The organism is Nocardia sp. NPDC005998 (genome assembly GCF_040614395.1).
In the GTDB taxonomy this organism is placed as follows: Bacteria; Actinomycetota; Actinomycetes; order Mycobacteriales; family Mycobacteriaceae; genus Nocardia.
In genome coordinates this window covers 347,027-367,614 of record NZ_JBEXUI010000001.1, presented here as the reverse complement: position 1 = coordinate 367,614, position 20,588 = coordinate 347,027, and the positions used below count along the sequence as shown (strand labels likewise).

Below are 20,588 nucleotides of genomic sequence, written 5' to 3'. Positions count from 1 at the left end.
TTGGCCGACTCCGGCAAGGACGACGAGCTGGCCGAGATCTCCACCTTCGGCTACGAACGCGCCCGCGACGAACTGGTCAACGTCGTGAAAATGCTCGAACAGGGCGGCCTCGACCTGGACGACTCGCTGGCACTGTGGGAGCGCGGCGAAGCACTGGCGACCCGCTGTGAGGAACATCTCGCGGGTGCGCGCCAGCGCGTCGAGAATGCGCTGTCCCGCACCGATCTCGAAGCCGACGAATGACCATCCGCCGCGCCACCCCCGATATCCGCACCGCCGATATGGCGGCCAGCCGCGAGTTCTACCAGCGGCTCGGCTTCGAAGAGGTGATGGATCTCGGCTGGGTGGTGACGATGGCGTCCCCGGCCAACCCGACCGCCCAGGTGCTGCTCGTCGGCTCCGAAGCCGAACAGCCGCAACCGGATATGAGCGTCGAGGTCGAAGATGTGGACGCCGTACACGCGGCCATGGTCACGGCGGGCGCGGAAATCGTCTATCCGCTCCGCGATGAGCAGTGGGGTGTGCGCCGGTTCTTCGTGCGCGATCCCAGCGGGACGATTGTCAACGTGGTCAGCCACCGCTGAGTGGCGCGCTACTTCTGTAGCGGCTGGGCGGCGGTGACGGCGGCGGCCAGAGTGGTGAAGGCGGCGTGATTGCCCGCGCCGGTGATGAGCACCCTGGACCGGCCGAAATCACCGATCCAAGCCGTCTCGGAGCCTTGTTCGGCGTACACCACCCACTTCTGGTCACCGACCTGTTCGGTGCCGGTGCCGTAGCGGGAACCGAGGACGAAGCGGGACAGCGCTTCTTCAGTCGCGCTGCTCTGGCTCATCCGCATGTAGGTGCCCTGCGGTGTGATATAGCCGACTGTGCTGACCGGACCACCGCCACTGGTGGTGATGGTGTCGCGGCTACCGGAGTTGGGCGTCCAGCCCTCGGGCAGGCTCGGATTGCGGATCGGGAACGGCATCGACTTCGCGTCCACCGACAGCGCCGCGTTCACATCGAAGTGCGGTATCTGACCCTGGGTCGGCCCCTTCGCGGCGAAGCTGCACTGACTGGCGAGCCCGGCGAAGACCACGGCGATCAGCACCAACGGGATCAGCGACCAGAACAGATCCCGGTAGTCGTTGAGGATGCGCGGCTTTTGGTACGACACGCTCCCAGTATCCACGCTCGACCTGGCACCCGAACGAGAGGTGCTCCGTGATCTGGAGCTGACCATTTCGAGCGACCTGCAAGCAATCGCTACGGGCAGTACCTGATCGCGAACGGTCGCGCTTCTGAGACAATCAGCAGTAGCAACGACCGTAGGAGGCACACCGTAATGACGGCATCTTCGCCCGCACCCAGCCGCCGCGAGGCGCCGGACCGCAACCTCGCGCTCGAACTGGTCCGGGTCACCGAGGCCGGTGCGATGGCCGCGGGCCGCTGGGTCGGCCGCGGCGATAAGGAGGGCGGCGACGGTGCGGCCGTCGACGCCATGCGGCAGCTGGTCAGCTCGGTTTCCATGCGTGGCATCGTGGTCATCGGTGAGGGCGAGAAGGACGAAGCGCCCATGCTCTACAACGGTGAACTGGTCGGCGACGGCACCGGTCCCGAGGTCGACTTCGCGGTCGACCCGATCGACGGCACCACGCTGATGTCGAAGGGTTCGCCGGGCGCCATCGCGGTGCTCGCGGTCGCCGAGCGCGGTGCGATGTTCGATCCGTCCGCGGTGTTCTACATGCACAAGATCGCGGTCGGCCCCGATGCCGCGGGTGTGATCGATATCTCCGTGCCGATCGCCGAGAACATCGCCCGGGTCGCCAAGGCCAAAAACGTCTCGAAATCCGATCTCACCGTCTGCATCCTGGACCGGCCCCGGCATGCCGAGCTGATCCAGCAGGTGCGCGATGCAGGCGCCCGCATCCGGCTGATCTCCGACGGTGACGTCGCTGGCGCCATCGCCTGCGCCCGACCGGATTCCGGCACCGACATCCTGGTCGGCATCGGCGGCACTCCCGAGGGCATCATCGCCGCCGCTGCCATGCGCTGTATGGGCGGCGACCTGCAGGGCATGCTCGCCCCGAAGGACGATGAAGAGCGGCAGAAGGCGATCGACGCGGGCCACGACCTGAGCCGCGTACTCACCACCGAGGATCTGGTCGCGGGCGATAACGTCTTCTTCTGCGCCACCGGTGTCACCGACGGCGACCTACTACGCGGTGTGCGCTACTACGGCGGCGGCGCGTCGACCCAGTCGATCGTCATGCGCTCCAAGTCCGGCACGGTCCGCATGATCGACGCCTACCACCGCCTCACCAAGCTCCGCGAGTACTCCTCCGTCGATTTCATCGGCGACGAGCACGCGGTGCCGCCGCTCCCCTGAGCGATACATCCCTGACCGGTCGAGCCCGATCCGAGCCATTCGGATCGGGCTCGACCCATCTCGCGCGCATATTCGCTCCCGGCCGACTTCCGATCCCGAATCGAGAAGCACCCGGCTTCACACATCTGGCGCTTCGGCACAGATTCCGTCAGGAGCTGCGGATACGGCTCTCGAGAAATAGCGCATCCAGACCTGACATCGATCGAATTGCCCGGCCACGACACGATGCCGGTGACGCCGCACCAGCTCGACGGCGCCGACCGCGCACAGGAATGGCAGCGCATCATCGCCGCCCAACCTCGCTACGCGAAGTACCAGCGCAAATCCGATAGGGAATACCCGCTGATCCGGCTCACGCCGCACTGACTACGCGACGAGGGTGAGGTGCGCGGCATCGACATTGTCGGGCCCGCCCGCGCGCGTCAGCAGGCGGGCAATGGCCTCGGCGACCTGGGTCGGCTGCTCGAGAATCACCGAATGACCGGCGCCGTCGACCAGCACGCAATCCGAGTACACGACGGCAGCCGCCATTGCGACGGAATGCGACGGCGGCGTCATCAGGTCGGCGCTGCCGCACAGCACCAAGGTCGGGATATTCGAGAGCACCGCGAGCGCGTCGGTTTGGTCGTAGGTCATGAAGGCGCTCAAGAAGCTCGCCATCGTCACGATCGGCGTCGAGTTGTGCATCGCGTTGGCCAGGTTCAGCACCCGGCGGCTGACCTTGCGATCGCCGAATTCGGCGGAATGGATGATCGGAGCGAAAACCTTGCAGGCCATGAGCTTCGCGTGCTGCATCACGCCGGGAGCAGATCGGACGGCGGTCTGGAATGCCGAAACGGCCGGGGTGCGCAGCAGGCGGCCGAACCCGGCGTCGGCGAGTCCGCTCGCCGCGGTCGCGATGAGTGCGACACCGACGATGCGCGTGCCGATCTCGTGCGGGTGCTGGCTGGCATAGGTCAGTGCGGTCATGCCACCCATCGAGTGACCGACGAGAACGACCGGACCGGTGGGGGCGACAGCGTCGAGGACGTCGCGCAGGTCGTAGCCGAGCTGCTCGAGGCTGTAGGTCTGTGGTGACGCCGCGGCGGAGTCGCCGTGGCCGCGGTGGTCGTAGCAGACGACCCGGGCGCCGACGTACCGGCGCCGCAGGGCGTCGCGGACGTAGGTCCATGACGCGGCGCTCAGGCAATGTCCGTGCAGCAGGACGACGGTGAGGTCGGCATTTCGCGGGCCGTATTCACGAACCGCCAGTGCCACACCGTCTCTGGTCGAGACCGTGGCACGACGTTCCGCCGGGTGGGCGATGGTGCTCGAGTTCGACATCGGAGGCTCCAATTCGGCGTGCGGTGACCTGTCCAACTTTCCGCCGGATTCGCCGCCGGTATCAGGGCCCCGAGTGCTGGGGTCGGTCCCCCAAGGTGGAGCAGATCACCCACCAAGGTGAAAGCCCGCTATAACGCCGCTGTGGCAGCGATGAGTTTGCGTCGCATGGTTCGTCAGCACCGGTATGACCGAGCACACTCTCGAAACCGCCGAAGCCGATCTCGTCTACGACGTGCACGGACCGCTGCCCACCGCCGGCGGGCGCCCGCCGCTGTTCATGATCGGACAGCCCATGGATGCCACCGGCTTCCGCACGGTGACCTCGTACTTTCCCGATCGCACGGTGGTCACCTACGATCCGCGCGGTCTCGGCCGCAGCGTCCGCAAGGACGGGCGTGTCGATAATTCGCCCACCGTCCAGGCCGACGATGTGCACGCGATCATCGGGGTGCTCGGCGCCGGGCCGGTCGAGTTGTTCGGGAGCAGCGGAGGCGCGGTCACCGCGCTGGCGCTGGTCGCGGCCCATCCGGACGATGTGACCACGCTGGTCGCCCATGAGCCGCCGCTCATCCCGGTACTTCCCGACGCCGCTGCCGCCGAGCGCGCCCGCGCCCAGGTGCGCGATGTGTACCAGGCCAAGGGGGCCGGTGCGGGCATGGCGAGCTTCATCGCCATGACGTCGTGGCAAGGCGAATTCACCGATAACTACTTCGCCCAGCCCGCGGCCGATCCCGCCCAGTTCGGCATGCCCACCGAGGACGACGGATCCCGTGACGATCCGCTGCTGTCCGACCGTTCTTGGGCGGTCAGCGGCTATCACCCCGATGTCGCCGCACTCGCCGCCGCGCCCACCCGCATCGTCATCGCCGTCGGCGAGGAGTCCGCGGGCACCTTCACCGCACGCACCTCCGAGGCCGCCGCCGCGCTGCTCGGCCAGCAGGCAACGGTATTCCCCAGCCACCACGGCGGCTTCCTCGGCGGCGAGTACGGCTACCCCGGCCAGCCCGAGGCCTTCGCCCGCAAACTCCGCGAGGTCCTCGAAGGCTGACGAGTATTCCCCGCGCGGCCCGGCGCGCGGTGTGCGAATCGCCTCAGGTGTGGCAACCCCGCGCGGGTCGTCTCGGGCATAGGGTCGAAATCATGACGACCGAGGAGACGCAGTACCGCATCGAACACGACACCATGGGCGAAGTTCGGGTACCCCTGCACGCGTTGTGGCGGGCGCAGACCCAGCGCGCGGTGGAGAACTTTCCGATCAGCGGGCGCGGCCTGGAGCGGGCCCAGATCCGGGCGCTGGGTCTGCTCAAGGCCGCGTGCGCACAGGTGAACAGGGATCTCGGACTGCTCGATCCGGCGAAGGCGGATGCCATCATCGCCGCCGCGAACGAGATCGCCGATGGCCTGCACGATGACCAGTTCCCGATCGATGTCTTCCAGACCGGCTCCGGCACCAGCTCGAATATGAACGCCAATGAGGTGATCGCCTCGATCGCGAAGGCGAACGGCGTGACCGTGCACCCGAACGACGACGTGAATATGTCGCAGTCGTCCAATGACACCTTCCCCACCGCAACACATCTGGCCGCCACCGAGGCCGCGATCAAGGATCTGATCCCCGCGCTGGATCACCTGCGGCTGGCCCTGCTGGACAAGTCGACCGAATGGCGCACCGTGGTGAAGTCCGGCCGCACCCATCTGATGGACGCGGTGCCGGTGACCCTCGGCCAGGAGTTCGGCGGCTACACCCGCCAGGTCGCAGCGGGCATCGAGCGCATCATGGCGACGCTGCCCCGGCTCGGCGAACTGCCGATCGGCGGCACCGCGGTCGGTACGGGTCTGAACGCGCCCGCGGGCTTCGGCGCGAAAGTCGTTGCCGAACTGGTGCGGTCGACCGAAATCGACGCCCTATCGGAGGCGACCGATCACTTCGAGGCGCAGGCCGCCCGTGACGGTCTGGTCGAGGCGTCCGGTGCGCTGCGCACCATTGCGGTGAGCCTCACCAAGATCGCCAATGACATTCGCTGGATGGGATCGGGCCCGCTGACCGGTCTCGGCGAACTGCGGCTGCCCGATCTGCAGCCGGGCAGTTCGATCATGCCCGGCAAGGTGAATCCGGTACTGCCGGAAGCGGTTACGCAGGTGGCCGCGCAGGTGATCGGCAATGACGCGGCCATCGCGTTCTCGGGTGCGAGCGGCGCGTTCGAGTTGAACGTCTACATCCCGGTCATGGCACGCAATCTGCTGGAGTCGATTCGGCTGCTCGCCAATGTTTCGCGACTGTTCGCCGATAAGTGCATTCGTGGCCTGATCGCCAATGAGGATCATCTGCGCACCCTCGCGGAATCGTCACCGTCCATCGTGACGCCACTGAATTCCGCGATCGGTTACGAAGAAGCCGCCGCGGTCGCCAAGGAGGCTTTGAAGGACAAGAAGACCATTCGCCAGACCGTGATCGATCGCGGTCTGCTGGACGAGAAGCTGACGGTTGAAGAACTCGACCGCCGACTGGATGTGCTGTCGATGGCGAAGGTCGACAACGCGGAGTAAGCAAATGTGCGGGTATGGCCGCTGTGGCCATACCCGCACAAGTGGTCGATCCGCGAACCAGGTCAGCGATCAGAACCGCAGATGCCCGAGTTCCGCGCGCGCCTTCTCACCCACTTCACCGAGGTCGGCCCGGGTGAAGAACTCCCATCGCTGCAGCAGCGGCGCGAAAACCAACTCGCCTTCCTTGGCGGGGTCATAGATGCCCGCCTCGGCGAGTACGTCGTCGCTACTGCGCCCGTCGGCCAGCGTCACCGATGGCACGTGGAAGTTCGCCACACTGTCGGCAATGGCCCGCATCGTCTGATCCGGCGCGATGCCGAACGCGGCCGTGATCAATTCGGCGAAGAACACCGACTGCAGCTCATCGTCGCGCGCGATGCGCTCGGCCATGGCGGTGACCATCTTGTTCTCCCCGAGCGCCGCGGTGTTGCGATGCCGGATGGCGGCGGCGGCTTCCTCGAACGCGCAGGTAGCGAGCACATCGAGCAGGTGCAGCGGGGGCCGCCGGAACCCCTTGGTCATATGGTCCATCCGCAACCGCTCCAACTCCACCGGGTCGACCGACCGGGTGACCATGAGGTAGTTGCGGATCATGATCTCGTGGCGGTTCTCCTCGGCCGTCCACCGGCCGACCCAGCGCCACCACGATCCGATGCGCAGATATTTGCCGATCTCGCGGTGGTACGAGGGCAGGTTGTCGGCGATGAGCACACTGACCGTCAGCGCCAGCTTGGCGGTCTCGCTCAGTGTGGATTGCTCCGGCTCCCAATCGATTCCGCCGAGAAAGCCGAAATTGCGGCCGTCGTCCCACGGGACGTAGTCGTGCGGCTGCCAGCCATCGGCGGCGGCGATATGGCGGCGCAGATTCAGCTCCACCTCATCGGCGAGGGACGCGAGTAGTTCGCGATCGGTCAAGAGAGTTTGCACTAACACAACCTAGCGGCTGGGCCCGGCGATGCGGGGATCTGAGTAGGAATCGGTATCGGCGTCCGAGCGTACAAGCGCTGGCCCTTTCGGGCGAGCACCGCATTTCCAGTGGTGAAATGCCGGTGCCCGGACGCCGTGCCGGATCAGGACTTCGGTGTGACGGTGGTATTGCCGTCCACCCAGGTGATGGTGCCGCTGACGAAATCACTCTGCTTGCCGCCGGGAATATCCTTCTCATCGCTGGTCGGGTAGCCGAGCGTGCCGTCGGGGCCGCCGTTGTCCTCCCACGCCTTGCGGATTTCGCCCCAGAGTATGTGCGCGCCGGTGTCCTTACCCCAGACGATCGCGCCGCCGGTGAAGTCCTGCCACCTGCCGTCGTTCGGGCCGTCCTCCTGCGCCTTCAGCGGAGCGCCGAGCGGACCGGTCGGGCCGCCGGACTGTACGTACTTGTCGAAGATCATGCCGGTGACCGCGATGTCGCCGCCCTGGGTCGCGATCTTCGTTTCGCCCGCGGCGCCGGACATGTGCTCCTCGCCGTGGCCGACGGCCGCCGAGGTGGTCGTCATGGACGCGGCGGTGCTCTTGTCCTTGTCGTCGTCTTTGCTGCAGCCAGCGGCCAGCAGCAGTGCCGTCGCCGCGATGACCGCGGTGAATCCAGCCGTTCGTCGAGCGAAGTGGTGCATTTCCATCCTCTCGAAAGTGGCTACCGATGACACCGCGCGTAGCCTAGGCCGATGTTCGGCAACGGCCCGGCGAATCCGTATGAGACTCGCCGGGCCGGTACTGAACAGGTTATCGCGCGGATATTACCCGCACGATTGTGAGGTGAAACACACGCTGCGCATTTGCCATGCGCCGCTTTGAGTTCGGGCCGCTATTGGTTCGGGCCGTAGGAGCTCGGGCCGTACTCCTCCAACATCTCGGTCACCAGTGCCGCGATCGGCGACCGTTCGCTACGGGTCAGCGTGATGTGCGCGAAAAGCGGGTGCCCCTTGAGCTTTTCGATCACCGCGGCGACACCGTCGTGCCGACCGACCCGCAGGTTGTCGCGCTGGGCCACATCGTGGGTGAGCACGACCCGCGATCCGGTGCCGAGTCGGCTCAGCACCGTCAGCAGCACATTGCGTTCCAGCGACTGCGCCTCGTCCACGATCACGAATGAATCGTGCAGCGAGCGACCGCGAATGTGGGTGAGCGGCAAGACTTCCAACATATCGCGGCTGAGCACCTCCTCCATCACCTCGCGACTGGCCAACCCGTCGAGCGTGTCGAAGACGGCCTGTGCCCATGGGCCCATCTTCTCGCTCTCCGATCCCGGCAGATAGCCGAGATCCTGCCCACCGACCGCATACAGCGGACGGAACACCACCACCTTGCGCTGCGTGCGGCGCTCGAGCACCGCCTCCAATCCCGCGGTCAACGCCAGCGCCGACTTGCCGGTACCGGCCCGGCCGCCGAGCGAGACGATGCCGACGCTCTCGTCCAATAGCAGATCCAGGGCGATGCGCTGTTCGGCCGAGCGGCCGTGCAGTCCGAACGCCTCGCGCTCGCGCACCAGCTGCACCCGCTTGTCCGGCGTGATCCGGCCGAGCGCGCTGGAACTGGAGCCGAGCAACCGGATCCCGGTGTGGCACGGCAGTTCCCGCGCCTCGTCCAGATCGATCATGCTTTCGGCGTAGAGCTGATCGATCTGGGATTTGGAGACATCGATCTCCACCATTCCGGCCCAGCCGGAGGTCACCACGTCCTGGGCGTGGTACTCGTCGGCGTGCAAACCCACCGCACTCGCCTTGACGCGCAAGGGAATGTCCTTGGACACGAGCACTACCTCGCGGCCCTCGGCCGCCAGATTGAGCGCACAGGCCAGGATGCGGGAGTCATTGGTGTCGGTGCGGAATCCGACCGGAAGTACCGCGGGATCGGTGTGATTGAGTTCCACCTGCAGCGTTCCGCCCTCGGTGCCGATCGGCACCTGCTGATCCAGCCTGCCGTGCTGCAGACGAAGATCATCGAGGTTGCGCAGGGCCTCCCGCGCGAACCAGCCCAGTTCGTGATGGTGGCGCTTGCCTTCGAGTTCGCTGATCACGACCAGCGGTAATACGACGTCGTGTTCGCCGAACCTGGTAAAAGCCCAGGGATCGGACAGCAGAACCGAGGTGTCGATGACGAAGGACTTGGCACCGGTTTTCTGGGAATGCGAGGGGCGGGCCCCCTTCGCGGCGGCTTCGCCTTTCGCGGAGCTGGAGTGCGCCGAGGGAGCGGGAACGGAGCGTGCAGCAGTCACGGTGGGCTCCTTTGTGTTCGCGCGGCACCCGCACGAACGATCTCGCTGGACCGGTCCGTCCCGATGGGATCCGACTTGCGTCAGATGCCCTGAGGGCCGGGTGCCGGCCCTCTCGTACTGAATAGCTCAGTCACGGTTCAGGACCTCCCGTACGAGCCACACCGACGCGGCCCGCACCACCGACGCTACCGCCGACTGCCCGGTCTCCGCTCGGGCACAGGTAGGCGTGTCCGTGAATTTGTCGTTAACCCCTTATTGGTGCAGCAGATAGAGTCGCAGGTATGGCCGGTAATGAGGAGTTGGAGAAGCTGTCGTCCAAGGAGCTGCACGACCGGGCGGTCCGGCTCGCGGTGCGGCGCGCGGACATCAAATACCTGTGGCGGCTGCTGAAATCGATCCCGGCCGCCGAGGCCGCCGCGGGCGATCTCGGCGAGAGCGAGGCCGATATCAAGTACGTCGTCCCGATGATCGATGACTACATCCACGCGGGCGACGGCAGGATCGCCGAGGTGCTGCGGCCGTACTACCTCGACTACCTGGCCGAGCACTCCTGACCGGGGCGAGTCGACTGCGCGCTTCGGGCAGCCGCCATTCGACTCGCCGCAAGACTCCGTCAGCGGTTGGGCAGCGCGGCGCGGACCAGTCCGACGACGGTCCCGCGCAGGAAGTTCTCCCAGCTGAAGTGGTCGTGCCACAGGAGGATTCGGCCATCGTGCAGTTCGAAGGTGCCGCAGACCCAGAACGCGATCCGCAGCGGGCCGACGCGCAGGATATCGGTGCGGTCGGTCAGCACGATGTCACCGTCGGCGGCGATGTGATGTATCTCGGCCGCGAAGCCGATGGTGTCACGGTTCAGGCCGCGCAGAATTCGGCGCGTGAGGCCGCCGCCGACGGTCGGCAGCGAGGTGTTCTTCCAGATGACGTGGGGGTGCAGCAGGTCGAGCGCCTCCTCGACAGCGCCGAGTTCCAGCGCGGCGAAGAACTCCCGCACGGTGGTGATCGCGTCCTGTTCCAGCTCGAGTTCTTCGGTCATATTCCGAGCGTAGGCCGCCGCTGCATCGCTCGACAGTGCCCACCGCAGCTCACCGCGATTCGCGTCGGCGCTGCTCGATGAGCACGGCCAGGCCGTCGAGCACACGGGCGATACCGAAATTCAAGGCATCGTTCGGCCCCCCGGCGTAGGGCGCCGCGGATGTCGCGGACGCCTCCTCGGCGAAGGCCGCGACAACCTCGGGATAGCGGTCGCCCGCCGCGGTCATCATCTCGGCGAACTGCGCGTTGAACTGCACCGTGGCATCGCCGCCGGTTGAGTTGACCTGCTGGGCCAGGCTGCGGACGTGCCCATTGAGCAGCACGATGGTGTCCAGTCGCTCGGATCCGTTCAGCCCGCTGTCCTTGAGCGCCACCAGCGCGGCCTCGGTCCAGCCCATCTCATTGGGCCCGATGGGACGCAGTCCGGTGGTGAGTTCGATCGCCCAGGGATGGGCGGTGTAGCGCTCGAAAATCGTCCGGGCCCAGCGGCGCAGTGCACCACGCCACGGTTCTTCGGTCGAATCCACCTGCGCCGCTGCCATATCCGGCGGGGCCCCCATGGCGGTGTCGAACATCAGCGCGGTGAGCTGCTCCTTGCCGGGGACATAGCGGTACAGCGACATCTTGGTGAAGCCGAGGCGTTCGGCCAGGCGCTGCATAGACAGATTCGCCAGACCTTCGGCATCGGCGAGCGAGATGGCCTCGGCGACGATCCCCTCCAGTGAGAGCGCGGGCTTGGGCCCGCGCTTGGGTCGCTGCTGGGTGCCCCAGAGCAGTTCGACGGTGGTCGGTGACGGCATCTGCACATCCTTCCGGAAAGCGTGTTGACAAGTAACTGTGTCTACCATACTCTAATTCGTGTCCAGCGGATACAGATTCCATCGGACACAGATACCGACATCAGGAGTCATCATGCGTAACAAGTCCGTCCTCATCTCCGGCGCGAGCATCGCGGGCCCGGCCCTCGCCTACTGGCTCAACCACTACGGATTCGAGGTCACCGTGGTCGAGCGCGCGCCGCAGTTGCGGCCCGGCGGTCAGGCGGTCGACTTCACCGGCGAAACGCACCACAAGGTGCTCGAGCGGATGGGCATTCTGGACGAGATCTACGCGCACCGAACCGGCACCACCGATATCGCGATCGTCGACGGCGATGGCAAGCAGCAGGCCGTCATCTCCGGCGATTTCACCGGCGGCGATGTGGAGATCCTGCGCGGCGATCTGGCGCGGATCATGTACGAAAAGACCTACCGGGACTGCGAATACATCTTCGGCGACTCGATCAGCGCCCTGACCGAAACCGACGACGGTGTGTGGGTCGAATTCGAGAAGAACGCGCCGCGCGCCTTCGATCTGGTCTTCGGCGCCGATGGAATCCATTCGCGGGTACGGCGTCTGGCGTTCGGACCGGAGCGGGAATTCGTCAAGCACCTCGGCCACTACTACTGCGTCGCGGGCGCGAGCCCGTGGGCAACCAGGTCCGAGGGCGCCCCCGAGCGGGTGACCGCCTACGGCTACAACGAGCCGGGCAAATGCGTTATCACCGGCGGCTCGAAGGCACAGCAGCTCTACATTTTCGCCTCGCCCGAACTCGATTACGCCCGTGACGACACCGCGGCGCAGCGCCGCATCATCAGGGAGACCTTCGCCGACGTCGGCTGGGAGGCGCCGCGCATGCTCGCCGAAATGGCCGAGTTCGACGACTTCTTCCTGGACTCGATCAGCATGGTGCGCAAGATGAAGAGCTACAGCCGGGGACGGGTCGCGCTGGTCGGCGATTCGGGCTACGGAAACACCCTGGGCGGCTTCGGAACCGGACTCGCGGTGCAGGGCGCCTACATCATCGCCGGTGAACTCGCGCTCGCCGACGGCGACTATCCGACGGCCTTCGCGCGCTACGACGAGCTCATGCGCTCCCTCACCAAACTCGCGGACTACAGCAATGCGGGGCGTTTCTTCGCGCCGAAGACCGCGTACGGCATCAAGTTCCGCAACTGGTTCCTGCACTCGTGGATGTTCGACAAGATGTTGAAAATGACCGAGAACGTCAAGACCATCGAGCTGCCGGACTACCCGGCGCTGGTCGCGGCCGCGAATGCGAACTGACACCGGTACCACCCCGACCTTCGGCGGACCGCACGGTCTAGCACGGCGAGATCGGCTGTGTTTCGATGGAACCGGGGTGGGGTCGGGTGCGTCTATATGGTCAGACGGCACTGACGGAAGGGGCTGAGTCGGCCATGACAGCACAGACGGACGGCCGCGCGATCACCAATCCCGAGAACGCGCAGAACTTTTCGCACGCGGAAATCAAACAGGCTGCCGACCAGATGAATCCGGACGGACTCGACGGCGCATTCGACGCCTGGGCGGCCATCTCGGCGGCGGTGACCAAAGCGGGCCAACAGTTCGAAACCGCGATTCAGCAAGCAGTGGAACAGCATTGGGAGGGCGCCGCCGCAGACCGGGCGGTGCGCGCCATCCGGGATTACGCCACGCGGGTCGGCGAACTCGGTGTGTCACTGGATCAGCAATCGGCACCACTATCCTCGGCCGCGAGTGCGGCGGCGCGGTTCAAGGTTGCGGTGCCACCGGTGGTGCAGACCTCGAACAGTCCGGGCGGACCCGAACTGCGTAATACGCAGGAGGAGCAGGCTCGCGACGATATGAGCACCCTGTACATCCAGCCATATGGGAATACCGCTCCGACGATTCCGACGCTGCCGCCGCCGGTCGATCCGATCTCCGTTCCGGGGGCGGTGTCCGGAGTCGTTCCGGGGACATCGCCAACCGATACCGGGTCGGGTCAGCCCAGTAGGACGGAGGACTCGGTTAAGGCGACCGAGCCGGGGAAGACCGAGGATGCGAGCAAAGCGGGGAATCCGAACAAACCCGAGGACACAGGTAAGACGCAGGAGCCGGCCAAGGCGGAGGACTCCGGTAAGACGGTCGGCTCGGGAAAGGCCGAAGCTGTTGCTCCACAATCGGTTTCACCGACCCAGCCGAGCGGTTCGCAGACCACACCCACCTCCAGCACACATACCGCCACGACCACCGCCACACCATCGACGACCGGTGCGCAGCCGACCTGGCCGATCACCGTCACCTCGGCCGGAGTCACGCCGGGCACCTCGATTCCGAGCCTCACCGCTACCTCTCCGAGTCCTGGTGGCCCACCCGGTGCCGGCGCGACGACGCCGAGTCCCGGCAAGTCGGTACCGGGAACCACAACTCCGGGAGCGGCAACGACACAACCCGCCACCGGTACGCCGAGCCGGGTGGGCGCTGCGGGGGGCGCCGGGTACTCCGGGATGTTTCCGCCAGGGGCCCGTGCCCGACGCGGGGAGGACGGCGAGCACAAGGCGGCGCGGTACCTGCGTACCGAGGAGCATGGCGAGGAGCTCATCGGCGAAGTGGAAAAGACCGTGCCGCCAGTGCTCGGGGCGCAATGATGACGCAATGGACCTTGTCCGCCGAGCAGTTCGCGGCGGCCTGGTTCGGTACCGGCCTGGATCGCATGCCCTTTCCGTTTCGCTTCACCAGCCGCTTCCCCGGACTCCACGAATATCACTCCTACCAGCGGAAATTCCGGGCCGAACTGGCCCATGCCGACCATGCGCCGCTACAGCGCGCCGTGCAGGTGCTCGCCCGACCCGAGTGGCGCATCGAACTGTTCGGCATCGATAACACGCGCGGCGGGATCGAAATGCGCGCCATCGGCTGCGCCACCCGCAGCGGACCCGGCGTCATCGCCCTGCAGGCCCCCGCACCGGACGGCGGCAAGGTGCGGCTGCGCCGCGTCCGCGTCGACCAGTTGGCCACCGAACTGATCCGCCTGCTCCCCGATCCCGCGCCCGGCACCGCGGCCGAAAAGAGCTACCTCCTGGACGATCTCAGCGACGACCGCCCCGATCTCTTCGGCAACGCTCCCGCCCGCACCGTCCAAGACCGCTACCGCCGCTTCTGGCGCCAACCCTGCGATACCAGCGGCACCGCAACCGTCCTGGTCGGCCCACGCAATGCCGAACCATTGCGCACCGGCAAACTCCGTTGGATCGACACCAAGGGCGGCCGCTACTGCGAGATCCCCGCCAACCGCGCCCTGATGATCCGCCCCGCCAACAGCGCCGACATCACGCGGTATCTCGACGAGTCCATCGTCCGCGCGAAAGCGCGCATGGACCAATAGGATCCGCGTGCCCACTGCCCCTGACCGCGATGGGAATACCCAGGTGGTTCATGGGAAGTTGGGCGCTCGATAGGTTTGTCGGATGACAACCGCCGCGGAAATCGAATCCTATCTAGTCGAGTATCAGGAAGCGTTGAGCGCGTTCGACGCGCAGCGTTCGGTCGCGCAGTGGGGTGCGCCGGGAACCATGGTCACCGACGCTTTCGTGGGATCCATGGCCACCACCGCCGAGATGGCGAAGGGCCTCGAGCAGTCCTATCCGCTGTATCAGGCGCTCGGCCTGGCCAGCGTCGACCACACGGTGCTCGAGCATGTGGATCTCACCGATCGCATCACCCGTCTGCACGTCCGCTGGCACTTCTACGACGTCGAAGGCAATCTGCTGACCGACTGCGATTACGAATACCTGCTGCGCCGCGATGACGATGGCCAACTGCGCGCCTACGTCGCGGTCGCCATCGACGAGATGGAGCAGATCGCGAAGTTGGCTGCCACCAAGGGTATTCAACTCCCGTCCTGAATTCGGTTGCCGTCGAATCGAATCCGGACCGATGCCAGGCCCCGCCATGGAATCGCGGCGGGTACGCACTGCCAGAGCTGTTGCGGCCCGGCTGATTCGGCGGCCATTTTCGGGCGGCAGCAGATGCGCGCTGATGACCAAATCCACGCGCAACCGCCCCGACCTTTGGCCCCGACGCCACCGCAGGTGTCGCCACCGATACGACCGCCCACATTCTCGCCTCCGGGCCGCACGCCAACTCTGTAGCGCTGAATCAATGTCGGCTGCGTCAACGGAATTCACGAAAGAACGCAGCCGTGCAACCAGCGCCCGCGAAGGCCTGGTCTATCCAGGAAAGTTGGAGACGTACGCGCCGGTGGCCGAAAAGCCTTCCACCGCGTTGCCGCCGAGACAGGTGATCCGCTCGGTTGAATGCGGCTGGAGCGACCGGGTCAGTGCGTTCAACTCACCGTCGCAATATCCGTAGCCCGTCACGCGGTACACCTCATCGGTGTCGTTGTCGCACAGGTCGGCACTGCAACTGACGCCCGGCGCTACCTCCTTGGCGCTGGCCACCGGGGCACCGACACCGAGCATCGCCGCCGCGAAGACCGCGATACCCACACCGAATATGTACTGACGCTTCACCATTCAACCCCATTGCCGGAAATTCACCGACAAAGGTAAGCGCAATTCGCCCTTGACACAACTGCTGCAACATTCGCCCCCGCGACCCGGTACGCACCGAACGAATTCGCCTGGAAACCCGGCCAGCGCGCACACAACCGCAGGGTTGCTGTCGACGCGACGCCGAGTTCCCAGGCGAATCGAATCGAACCGGGATCAGCCGAGCAGACGCCAGTCCTCGAGACCGTTGTAGAGCGGCAGCTCCCGAGCCAGCTTGCTGACCCGCGCGCGCAGCGCGTCGACATCGGAACCACCCGCGAGCGCGGTGGCGATGATGTCGGCGACCTCGGTGAACTCGGCATCGCCGAAGCCACGGGTGGCCAGCGCGGCGGTGCCGATGCGCAGGCCGGAGGTGACCATCGGGGGGCGCGGGTCGAACGGAACGGCATTGCGGTTCACGGTGATTCCGATTTCGTGCAGCAGATCCTCACCCTGCTGACCATCGATTTCGGAGTTGCGCAGGTCGACGAGCACCAGATGCACGTCGGTACCGCCGGTGAGGACGCTGATGCCCTTGTCCTTGACATCGGCGCCGCCGAGCCGCTCGGCCAGGATCTTCGCACCGGACAGGGTGCGCTCCTGACGCTCCTTGAATTCGGCACCCGCCGCGATCTTGAACGCCACGGCCTTGGCGGCGATCACATGCATGAGCGGGCCGCCCTGCTGCCCCGGGAATACCGAGCTGTTCAGCTTCTTGGCGTACTCCTGCTTGGCCAGGATCAGGCCGGAGCGCGGACCGCCAAGGGTCTTGTGCACGGTGGAGGACACCACATCGGCGTAGGGCACCGGCGAGGGATGCAGCCCGGCGGCGACCAGACCGGCGAAGTGGGCCATATCGACCCACAGCTTGGCACCGACCTCATCGGCGATCTCCCGGAACGCGGCGAAGTCCTGGTGCCGCGGGTAGGCCGACCAACCCGCGACGATCACCTTCGGACGGGCGGCGAGCGCAGTCTTGCGCAGCTCGTCCATATCTATGCGGTGGTCTTCCTTGCTGACCCCGTAGGAGTGCACTTCGTAGAGCTTGCCGGAGAAGTTCAGCCGCATGCCGTGGGTGAGGTGACCACCGTGCGCGAGGTCCAGGCCGAGCAGCCGGTCACCCGGCTCCATCAGCGCCATCAGCACCGCAGCATTGGCCTGTGCGCCGGAATGTGGCTGCACATTGGCGAATTCGGCGCCGAAGAGCTCCTTGGCGCGGTTGCGGGCGAGGGTCTCCACGACGTCGACGTGCTCGCAGCCACCGTAGTAGCGACGGCCCGGGTAGCCCTCGGCGTACTTATTGGTGAGCACGCTGCCCTGCGCCTGCAGCACCGCGCGCGGCACGAAGTTCTCCGAGGCGATCATCTCGAGGGTGTCGCGTTCGCGGGCGAGTTCGCCTGCCATCGCGGCAGCGAGCTCGGGATCGAGCTCACCGAGAGATTGGGTATTGACAGAGGCGGTCGTCTGCGTCACCTGATCGAGTCTATTGGCCGTCCGCGCCGCGTCGATCAGGGGGTTCTGCGTCTCGGTGTGCATAGCAACCTCCGTGGTCCGGATGCCTCGGGGTGCGCACCCCGAAGCACATGAGCCCGGCACCCAGGCGCGCGGTGCGGGGCGAGGGTGCTTCCCGGTGGTTGCTTCCACCTCGAGTGCGCCAGTCGCGTCCGACCATCTTATCCGCGGGTGCGCGACGGGCTGATGCGCCTCTGCTGGCCCGCGCGTCAAGCCTCGGGGACGGCGGACCGCAGCAGAGCGGTGAGGTGGATCTGCGCGTCGTCGAGGGGCCGAGTGGATTTCAGCGCCCGGGATTGGATGATGGCGCCCTCCAGCGCGCTGATCACAAATCCGGCCAGTGAGCGCGCCTGCTCGACCGATAGACCGTTGTCGCACAATGCGTTCGCGAGTCGGTCGGTCCAGTCGGTGAAGGCGGCGCCCGCCGCCGCCTGCACATCCGGTTCGGATTCGGCGAGTGCGGCACCGACGATCGGGCAGCCCGTGGTGAACGAGCTGTGTGTGAGGGCGCGCTGCCACCAGCCGGTGAGCGCACTCGCCCATTGCACGGGCGCGCCCGTCGCGGTGATCTTGTCCATCACGGCGGCCAGGCGCTCACCCGCCGTCTTGGTCGCGACCTCGACCAGCTCGCTCTTACCGGATGGAAAGTGCTGGTAGAGCGAATTCCGAGAGGCATGGCTGCGCTCGAGCAGGGCGGCGAGCCCGGCCGCGTGCACACCCTGCTCACGAACCAGCTCGATGGCGCTTTCGATCAGTCGGTCGCGCGGACCCGCGGTCATCGCTGTCCTCCCTGGGCTGTGTCCATTGTTAGCGCACTCATGGTTGCGTGAACCGATCGGTCCATGCTCCAATCATGACAGATATGGACCGATCGGTTCACCGAAAGACGGGATTGTCATATGAGCGAGCGCAGCGAGCGAACATCCGACACAGCCACAGTGGCGGTCATGACGGAGCCGAGCGCTAGCGAGGCGCAGTCAGGGGCACCGACCGACCTGGCCGAGCTGTCCGGGCTCGAACTGCTGCGCACCGCGATGACGGCGCAGGGGCGGCCGCCGTTCATCGGCGATCTACTCGGCATGGAGGTCGAGCAGATCGAGCACGGCGAAGTGGTCTTCGGGCTGCGGACCCGCCCGGATTTCGCCAATCCGCTCGGTACCACGCACGGCGGCATCTGCGCGACCCTGCTCGATTCGGTCATGGGCTGCGCCGTGCACACCACCCTCGACGCCGGTGTCGGCTATACGACGCTGGAACTGAAGATCAACTACATCCGCGCGGTGCCGACCCACGGCAGTCGCCTGATCGCGACCGGCACCACCATCCACATCGGCCGCACCACGGCCACCGCCGAAGGCCGCATCGTCGACGACCAGGGCCGTCTGGTCGCACACGGCACCACCACCTGCGTCATCTTCCGCTGAGCCGGAGGCCGCAGGCTGACGAAGGAGAACACCATGAGTCAGCGCACCACCGCAGCGACCGTGCGCAAGTTCCGGCGCGAACGCTTCATCGGCCGCTATATCGTCAATCCCGCTGTCGGACTGCTGGATCGGATCGGCATCCGCTCCGCGTTGCTCGCCGAACTGGAGACCACCGGCGCGAAATCCGGTCAGCCGCGTCGCGTTCCGGTCACCGTTTCGATCGACGACGAGGGCGCCTGGCTCATTTCCCAGCACGGCCACCGCGCCGGTTGGGCCCGCAATATCACCGCGAACCCGCAGGTCCGGCTGCGTCACGGCAAGCGCTGGTACACCGGCACCGCCGCCTTTGTCCCCGATGACGACGTGGTCGCCCGTGCGCGCAGCTTCGCCAAGGGCCGCATTCCCGCCCAAGCCACCGCATGGACGATCAAAGCACTGGAATCGGACCCGATTTCGGTGCGTATTACATTCACCGCGGACTAGGTCGCCACAGCTGAGCGTGCGTCGAGCTCACCCGGCGCGCAGACCGCCAGGGGTGAGGGGCTCGTCGAGCAGGCGGCGGAAGCGGTCGGCGCGATCGTCGGCATCGGCCGCGCGGTCCAGCCAGCCGCCGAGCAGGCGGTAGCCCTCGACGTAGGTGCTGATGTAGGCGCGCCACAGCGGTGAGGACAGGAAGCGCAGGGACTGGCGGGCGCGTTCGGGGGTGGTCAGGCTCCAGCGCTGCAGGAATCCGGCGACCTCGTCGGCATCGCGATGCTGATCGTGCAGCAGCAGGGCGGCGTCCTGCCTGACCCCGAGCAATTTGGCCGATGCGTTCGAAAGCTGTTCGGCGCGTTCACCTTCGAAGCGCAGCCCCAGATCGGCGTAGATCTCCTGCGCCCATTTGCCCCAGCCAGGTCCGACGATCGAGCGCAGCGCCAGATCCGCCAGCCCCTCCGCCATCAGGCACTGCGGGGTGTTCACCAGGAACAACGTCTGCTCGGCCTGCCCATTCGCGACCAGCCCGGCCTCCTTGCGGCAGTGCTCGGTGTGATGTCCGGGATAGGACTCGTGCGCGATGAGGGTGGGCAGCTGCGCCATATGCTGCTTCAGGTCGGAGTTGATCGCCACCCGGGAGTGGTAGTTGCCCAGGTAGTAGTTGAAGCCGGACCAGGGCTTGTCGCCGACCACCTCGTAGGTGACGTGCTCATGGTCGGGCAGCGGATAGCGCTCGCGCACCAGTTCCCGCAGCGCACCCGAGAATGCCTCGACGCAGACGTGCAACCGCTCCGGCGGAATCTCATCGGCCTTGCGGAACGCCGTCACCCGCTCGGCGAGCGGACCGTCGCCGGTCAGTACCTCGTCCATCTGCCGGTGCGCATCGCGATAGTCCTCGACATCCCCCGGTGCGATCTCGACATCGAAGTACGCCCGCACCTCATCGACGAAGCCGATATCGTCCCCGGCGAACTTGCGTGCCGAACATTCCAGCGCCCGCAGGTGCACGTCGAGGAACTCCGTCCGCTGCGGCGCCAACCCGGCGGCGGGCAGTTCCGCACGCAATGCCGCGGCCCGCCTGGCCAGCTCGCGCGGCTGCGGTGCTGGCGCGTTGTCCACCTCGCGACGCAGCGCCGGATCGCCGGTATACGCGTCGACGAACCCTTCCTCCAGCCGGTCGAATGCCAAGCCGAGTCGCAGGTACTCGGTCACGAGGGGATGCGCTTCCATGTCCGCCGACATTAGCCGCAATGGGCCTGCGTATCGACCGGTTACACCCGGTAGTGGCACCCCGCGTTTCACACGATGTTGACGCAGAGCAGAATTCGGCTATGCGA

At 66.3% G+C, this 20,588-nt stretch carries 24 protein-coding genes; 13 read left to right on the top strand and 11 right to left on the bottom strand.

Features of this window, described 5'->3' with window-relative positions:
• Positions 1-243 carry an exodeoxyribonuclease VII small subunit gene (locus ABZ293_RS01700; RefSeq protein WP_354961314.1) on the top strand — a complete coding sequence of 81 codons (243 nt, stop codon included), beginning with the start codon at positions 1-3 and terminating at the stop codon, positions 241-243.
• Entirely contained in the window at positions 240-584 is a 345-nt protein-coding gene (locus tag ABZ293_RS01695; protein ID WP_354961315.1) for a VOC family protein, read from the top strand. Before ABZ293_RS01700 ends, ABZ293_RS01695 begins: the two co-directional genes overlap by 4 nt.
• Positions 585-592: 8 nt before the next feature.
• Here ABZ293_RS01695 and ABZ293_RS01690 read toward each other — a convergent pair whose 3' ends face one another.
• Positions 593-1,159: a DUF4245 domain-containing protein gene (locus ABZ293_RS01690; protein ID WP_355176785.1), complete on the bottom strand. Its 567-nt coding sequence runs from the start codon at positions 1,157-1,159 to the stop codon at positions 593-595.
• A gap of 168 nt (positions 1,160-1,327) precedes the next feature.
• Here ABZ293_RS01690 and glpX point away from each other — a divergent pair, with 168 nt between their 5' ends.
• Entirely contained in the window at positions 1,328-2,371 is a 1,044-nt protein-coding gene (glpX, locus tag ABZ293_RS01685) for a class II fructose-bisphosphatase (protein WP_354961317.1), read from the top strand.
• 225 nt (positions 2,372-2,596) lie between these two features.
• Complete coding sequence (locus ABZ293_RS01680) at positions 2,597-2,737, top strand: nitroreductase/quinone reductase family protein (protein ID WP_355177120.1); 141 nt, start codon at positions 2,597-2,599, stop codon at positions 2,735-2,737.
• Here ABZ293_RS01680 and ABZ293_RS01675 read toward each other — a convergent pair whose 3' ends face one another.
• Positions 2,738-3,694, bottom strand: a complete 957-nt coding sequence (locus tag ABZ293_RS01675) for an alpha/beta hydrolase (RefSeq protein ID WP_355176784.1) — start codon at positions 3,692-3,694, stop codon at positions 2,738-2,740.
• Between the two features lie 184 nt (positions 3,695-3,878).
• On the opposite strand from ABZ293_RS01675, the gene ABZ293_RS01670 reads away from it, so the two are divergent.
• Both ABZ293_RS01670 and ABZ293_RS01665 read left to right on the top strand, forming a co-directional pair.
• Positions 3,879-4,742 carry an alpha/beta hydrolase gene (locus ABZ293_RS01670; RefSeq protein WP_355176783.1) on the top strand — a complete coding sequence of 288 codons (864 nt, stop codon included), beginning with the start codon at positions 3,879-3,881 and terminating at the stop codon, positions 4,740-4,742.
• A 92-nt stretch (positions 4,743-4,834) separates the two neighbouring features.
• The gene (locus ABZ293_RS01665; RefSeq protein WP_354961321.1) at positions 4,835-6,241 is read left to right on the top strand and encodes a class II fumarate hydratase; all 1,407 of its coding nucleotides are present in this window, start codon (positions 4,835-4,837) and stop codon (positions 6,239-6,241) included.
• A 69-nt stretch (positions 6,242-6,310) separates the two neighbouring features.
• On the opposite strand, the gene ABZ293_RS01660 is transcribed toward ABZ293_RS01665, so the two are convergent.
• The 3 genes from ABZ293_RS01660 to ABZ293_RS01650 form a co-directional block, all read right to left on the bottom strand.
• A complete protein-coding gene (locus ABZ293_RS01660) occupies positions 6,311-7,168 on the bottom strand; it encodes an acyl-ACP desaturase (protein WP_355176782.1) in 858 nt (285 codons plus the stop codon).
• 143 nt (positions 7,169-7,311) lie between these two features.
• The gene (locus ABZ293_RS01655; protein WP_355176781.1) at positions 7,312-7,857 is read right to left on the bottom strand and encodes an esterase; all 546 of its coding nucleotides are present in this window, start codon (positions 7,855-7,857) and stop codon (positions 7,312-7,314) included.
• Positions 7,858-8,042: 185 nt separating this feature from the next.
• Complete coding sequence (locus ABZ293_RS01650) at positions 8,043-9,452, bottom strand: PhoH family protein (RefSeq protein WP_355176780.1); 1,410 nt, start codon at positions 9,450-9,452, stop codon at positions 8,043-8,045.
• A 281-nt stretch (positions 9,453-9,733) separates the two neighbouring features.
• Between ABZ293_RS01650 and ABZ293_RS01645 the strand changes: the two genes are divergently transcribed.
• Positions 9,734-10,006: a hypothetical protein gene (locus tag ABZ293_RS01645; RefSeq protein WP_354951591.1), complete on the top strand. Its 273-nt coding sequence runs from the start codon at positions 9,734-9,736 to the stop codon at positions 10,004-10,006.
• A 59-nt stretch (positions 10,007-10,065) separates the two neighbouring features.
• On the opposite strand, the gene ABZ293_RS01640 is transcribed toward ABZ293_RS01645, so the two are convergent.
• Together ABZ293_RS01640 and ABZ293_RS01635 are read right to left on the bottom strand one after the other, a co-directional pair.
• Positions 10,066-10,485, bottom strand: coding sequence for a limonene-1,2-epoxide hydrolase family protein (locus tag ABZ293_RS01640; protein WP_355176779.1), 420 nt, complete (start codon positions 10,483-10,485; stop codon positions 10,066-10,068).
• 49 nt (positions 10,486-10,534) lie between these two features.
• Positions 10,535-11,284, bottom strand: coding sequence for a TetR/AcrR family transcriptional regulator (locus tag ABZ293_RS01635; RefSeq protein WP_355176778.1), 750 nt, complete (start codon positions 11,282-11,284; stop codon positions 10,535-10,537).
• 112 nt (positions 11,285-11,396) lie between these two features.
• Here ABZ293_RS01635 and ABZ293_RS01630 point away from each other — a divergent pair, with 112 nt between their 5' ends.
• From ABZ293_RS01630 to ABZ293_RS01615, 4 genes are all read left to right on the top strand, one after another.
• A complete protein-coding gene (locus ABZ293_RS01630) occupies positions 11,397-12,590 on the top strand; it encodes an FAD-dependent monooxygenase (protein ID WP_355176777.1) in 1,194 nt (397 codons plus the stop codon).
• A gap of 134 nt (positions 12,591-12,724) precedes the next feature.
• Positions 12,725-13,936, top strand: a complete 1,212-nt coding sequence (locus ABZ293_RS01625) for a hypothetical protein (RefSeq protein WP_355176776.1) — start codon at positions 12,725-12,727, stop codon at positions 13,934-13,936.
• Entirely contained in the window at positions 13,936-14,673 is a 738-nt protein-coding gene (locus tag ABZ293_RS01620) for an ESX secretion-associated protein EspG (protein WP_355176775.1), read from the top strand. The genes ABZ293_RS01625 and ABZ293_RS01620 overlap by 1 nt, the downstream gene beginning before the upstream one ends.
• Positions 14,674-14,755: 82 nt before the next feature.
• Positions 14,756-15,193, top strand: coding sequence for a hypothetical protein (locus ABZ293_RS01615; RefSeq protein WP_355176774.1), 438 nt, complete (start codon positions 14,756-14,758; stop codon positions 15,191-15,193).
• A 324-nt stretch (positions 15,194-15,517) separates the two neighbouring features.
• Here the strand turns inward: ABZ293_RS01615 and ABZ293_RS01610 are convergent, their stop codons facing one another.
• The 3 genes from ABZ293_RS01610 to ABZ293_RS01600 form a co-directional block, all read right to left on the bottom strand.
• Positions 15,518-15,823 (bottom strand): hypothetical protein, encoded by a 306-nt coding sequence (locus tag ABZ293_RS01610; protein ID WP_355176773.1) that lies wholly within the window; start codon positions 15,821-15,823, stop codon positions 15,518-15,520.
• 192 nt (positions 15,824-16,015) lie between these two features.
• On the bottom strand, positions 16,016-17,311 hold the full coding sequence (gene glyA / locus ABZ293_RS01605) for a serine hydroxymethyltransferase (RefSeq protein ID WP_355177119.1): 1,296 nt from the start codon (positions 17,309-17,311) through the stop codon (positions 16,016-16,018).
• Positions 17,312-17,559: 248 nt separating this feature from the next.
• The gene (locus ABZ293_RS01600) at positions 17,560-18,129 is read right to left on the bottom strand and encodes a TetR/AcrR family transcriptional regulator (protein WP_355176772.1); all 570 of its coding nucleotides are present in this window, start codon (positions 18,127-18,129) and stop codon (positions 17,560-17,562) included.
• Between the two features lie 168 nt (positions 18,130-18,297).
• On the opposite strand from ABZ293_RS01600, the gene ABZ293_RS01595 reads away from it, so the two are divergent.
• Together ABZ293_RS01595 and ABZ293_RS01590 are read left to right on the top strand one after the other, a co-directional pair.
• Positions 18,298-18,774 carry a PaaI family thioesterase gene (locus ABZ293_RS01595; protein ID WP_355176771.1) on the top strand — a complete coding sequence of 159 codons (477 nt, stop codon included), beginning with the start codon at positions 18,298-18,300 and terminating at the stop codon, positions 18,772-18,774.
• A 33-nt stretch (positions 18,775-18,807) separates the two neighbouring features.
• Positions 18,808-19,257, top strand: coding sequence for a nitroreductase family deazaflavin-dependent oxidoreductase (locus ABZ293_RS01590; protein WP_355176770.1), 450 nt, complete (start codon positions 18,808-18,810; stop codon positions 19,255-19,257).
• A gap of 27 nt (positions 19,258-19,284) precedes the next feature.
• On the opposite strand, the gene ABZ293_RS01585 is transcribed toward ABZ293_RS01590, so the two are convergent.
• A complete protein-coding gene (locus ABZ293_RS01585) occupies positions 19,285-20,481 on the bottom strand; it encodes a DUF885 domain-containing protein (protein ID WP_355176769.1) in 1,197 nt (398 codons plus the stop codon).
• Positions 20,482-20,588 lie beyond the last annotated feature (107 nt).

Excerpts from the sequence above, each read along its gene's own strand:
- ABZ293_RS01670 (WP_355176783.1), top strand. The coding sequence starts at position 3,879 with ATGACCGAGCACACTCTCGAAACCGCCGAAGCCGATCTCGTCTACGAC.
- ABZ293_RS01695 (WP_354961315.1), top strand. The coding sequence starts at position 240 with ATGACCATCCGCCGCGCCACCCCCGATATCCGCACCGCCGATATGGCG.
- ABZ293_RS01630 (WP_355176777.1), top strand. The coding sequence starts at position 11,397 with ATGCGTAACAAGTCCGTCCTCATCTCCGGCGCGAGCATCGCGGGCCCG.
- ABZ293_RS01635 (WP_355176778.1), bottom strand. The coding sequence starts at position 11,284 with ATGCCGTCACCGACCACCGTCGAACTGCTCTGGGGCACCCAGCAGCGA.
- ABZ293_RS01615 (WP_355176774.1), top strand. The coding sequence starts at position 14,756 with ATGACAACCGCCGCGGAAATCGAATCCTATCTAGTCGAGTATCAGGAA.
- glpX (WP_354961317.1), top strand. The coding sequence starts at position 1,328 with ATGACGGCATCTTCGCCCGCACCCAGCCGCCGCGAGGCGCCGGACCGC.
- ABZ293_RS01595 (WP_355176771.1), top strand. The coding sequence starts at position 18,298 with ATGACGGAGCCGAGCGCTAGCGAGGCGCAGTCAGGGGCACCGACCGAC.
- ABZ293_RS01665 (WP_354961321.1), top strand. The coding sequence starts at position 4,835 with ATGACGACCGAGGAGACGCAGTACCGCATCGAACACGACACCATGGGC.
- ABZ293_RS01625 (WP_355176776.1), top strand. The coding sequence starts at position 12,725 with ATGACAGCACAGACGGACGGCCGCGCGATCACCAATCCCGAGAACGCG.
- ABZ293_RS01645 (WP_354951591.1), top strand. The coding sequence starts at position 9,734 with ATGGCCGGTAATGAGGAGTTGGAGAAGCTGTCGTCCAAGGAGCTGCAC.
- ABZ293_RS01590 (WP_355176770.1), top strand. The coding sequence starts at position 18,808 with ATGAGTCAGCGCACCACCGCAGCGACCGTGCGCAAGTTCCGGCGCGAA.
- ABZ293_RS01620 (WP_355176775.1), top strand. The coding sequence starts at position 13,936 with ATGACGCAATGGACCTTGTCCGCCGAGCAGTTCGCGGCGGCCTGGTTC.
- ABZ293_RS01640 (WP_355176779.1), bottom strand. The coding sequence starts at position 10,485 with ATGACCGAAGAACTCGAGCTGGAACAGGACGCGATCACCACCGTGCGG.
- ABZ293_RS01675 (WP_355176784.1), bottom strand. The coding sequence starts at position 3,694 with ATGTCGAACTCGAGCACCATCGCCCACCCGGCGGAACGTCGTGCCACG.
- ABZ293_RS01610 (WP_355176773.1), bottom strand. The coding sequence starts at position 15,823 with ATGGTGAAGCGTCAGTACATATTCGGTGTGGGTATCGCGGTCTTCGCG.
- ABZ293_RS01585 (WP_355176769.1), bottom strand. The coding sequence starts at position 20,481 with ATGGAAGCGCATCCCCTCGTGACCGAGTACCTGCGACTCGGCTTGGCA.
- ABZ293_RS01655 (WP_355176781.1), bottom strand. The coding sequence starts at position 7,857 with ATGGAAATGCACCACTTCGCTCGACGAACGGCTGGATTCACCGCGGTC.
- ABZ293_RS01600 (WP_355176772.1), bottom strand. The coding sequence starts at position 18,129 with ATGACCGCGGGTCCGCGCGACCGACTGATCGAAAGCGCCATCGAGCTG.
- ABZ293_RS01680 (WP_355177120.1), top strand. The coding sequence starts at position 2,597 with ATGCCGGTGACGCCGCACCAGCTCGACGGCGCCGACCGCGCACAGGAA.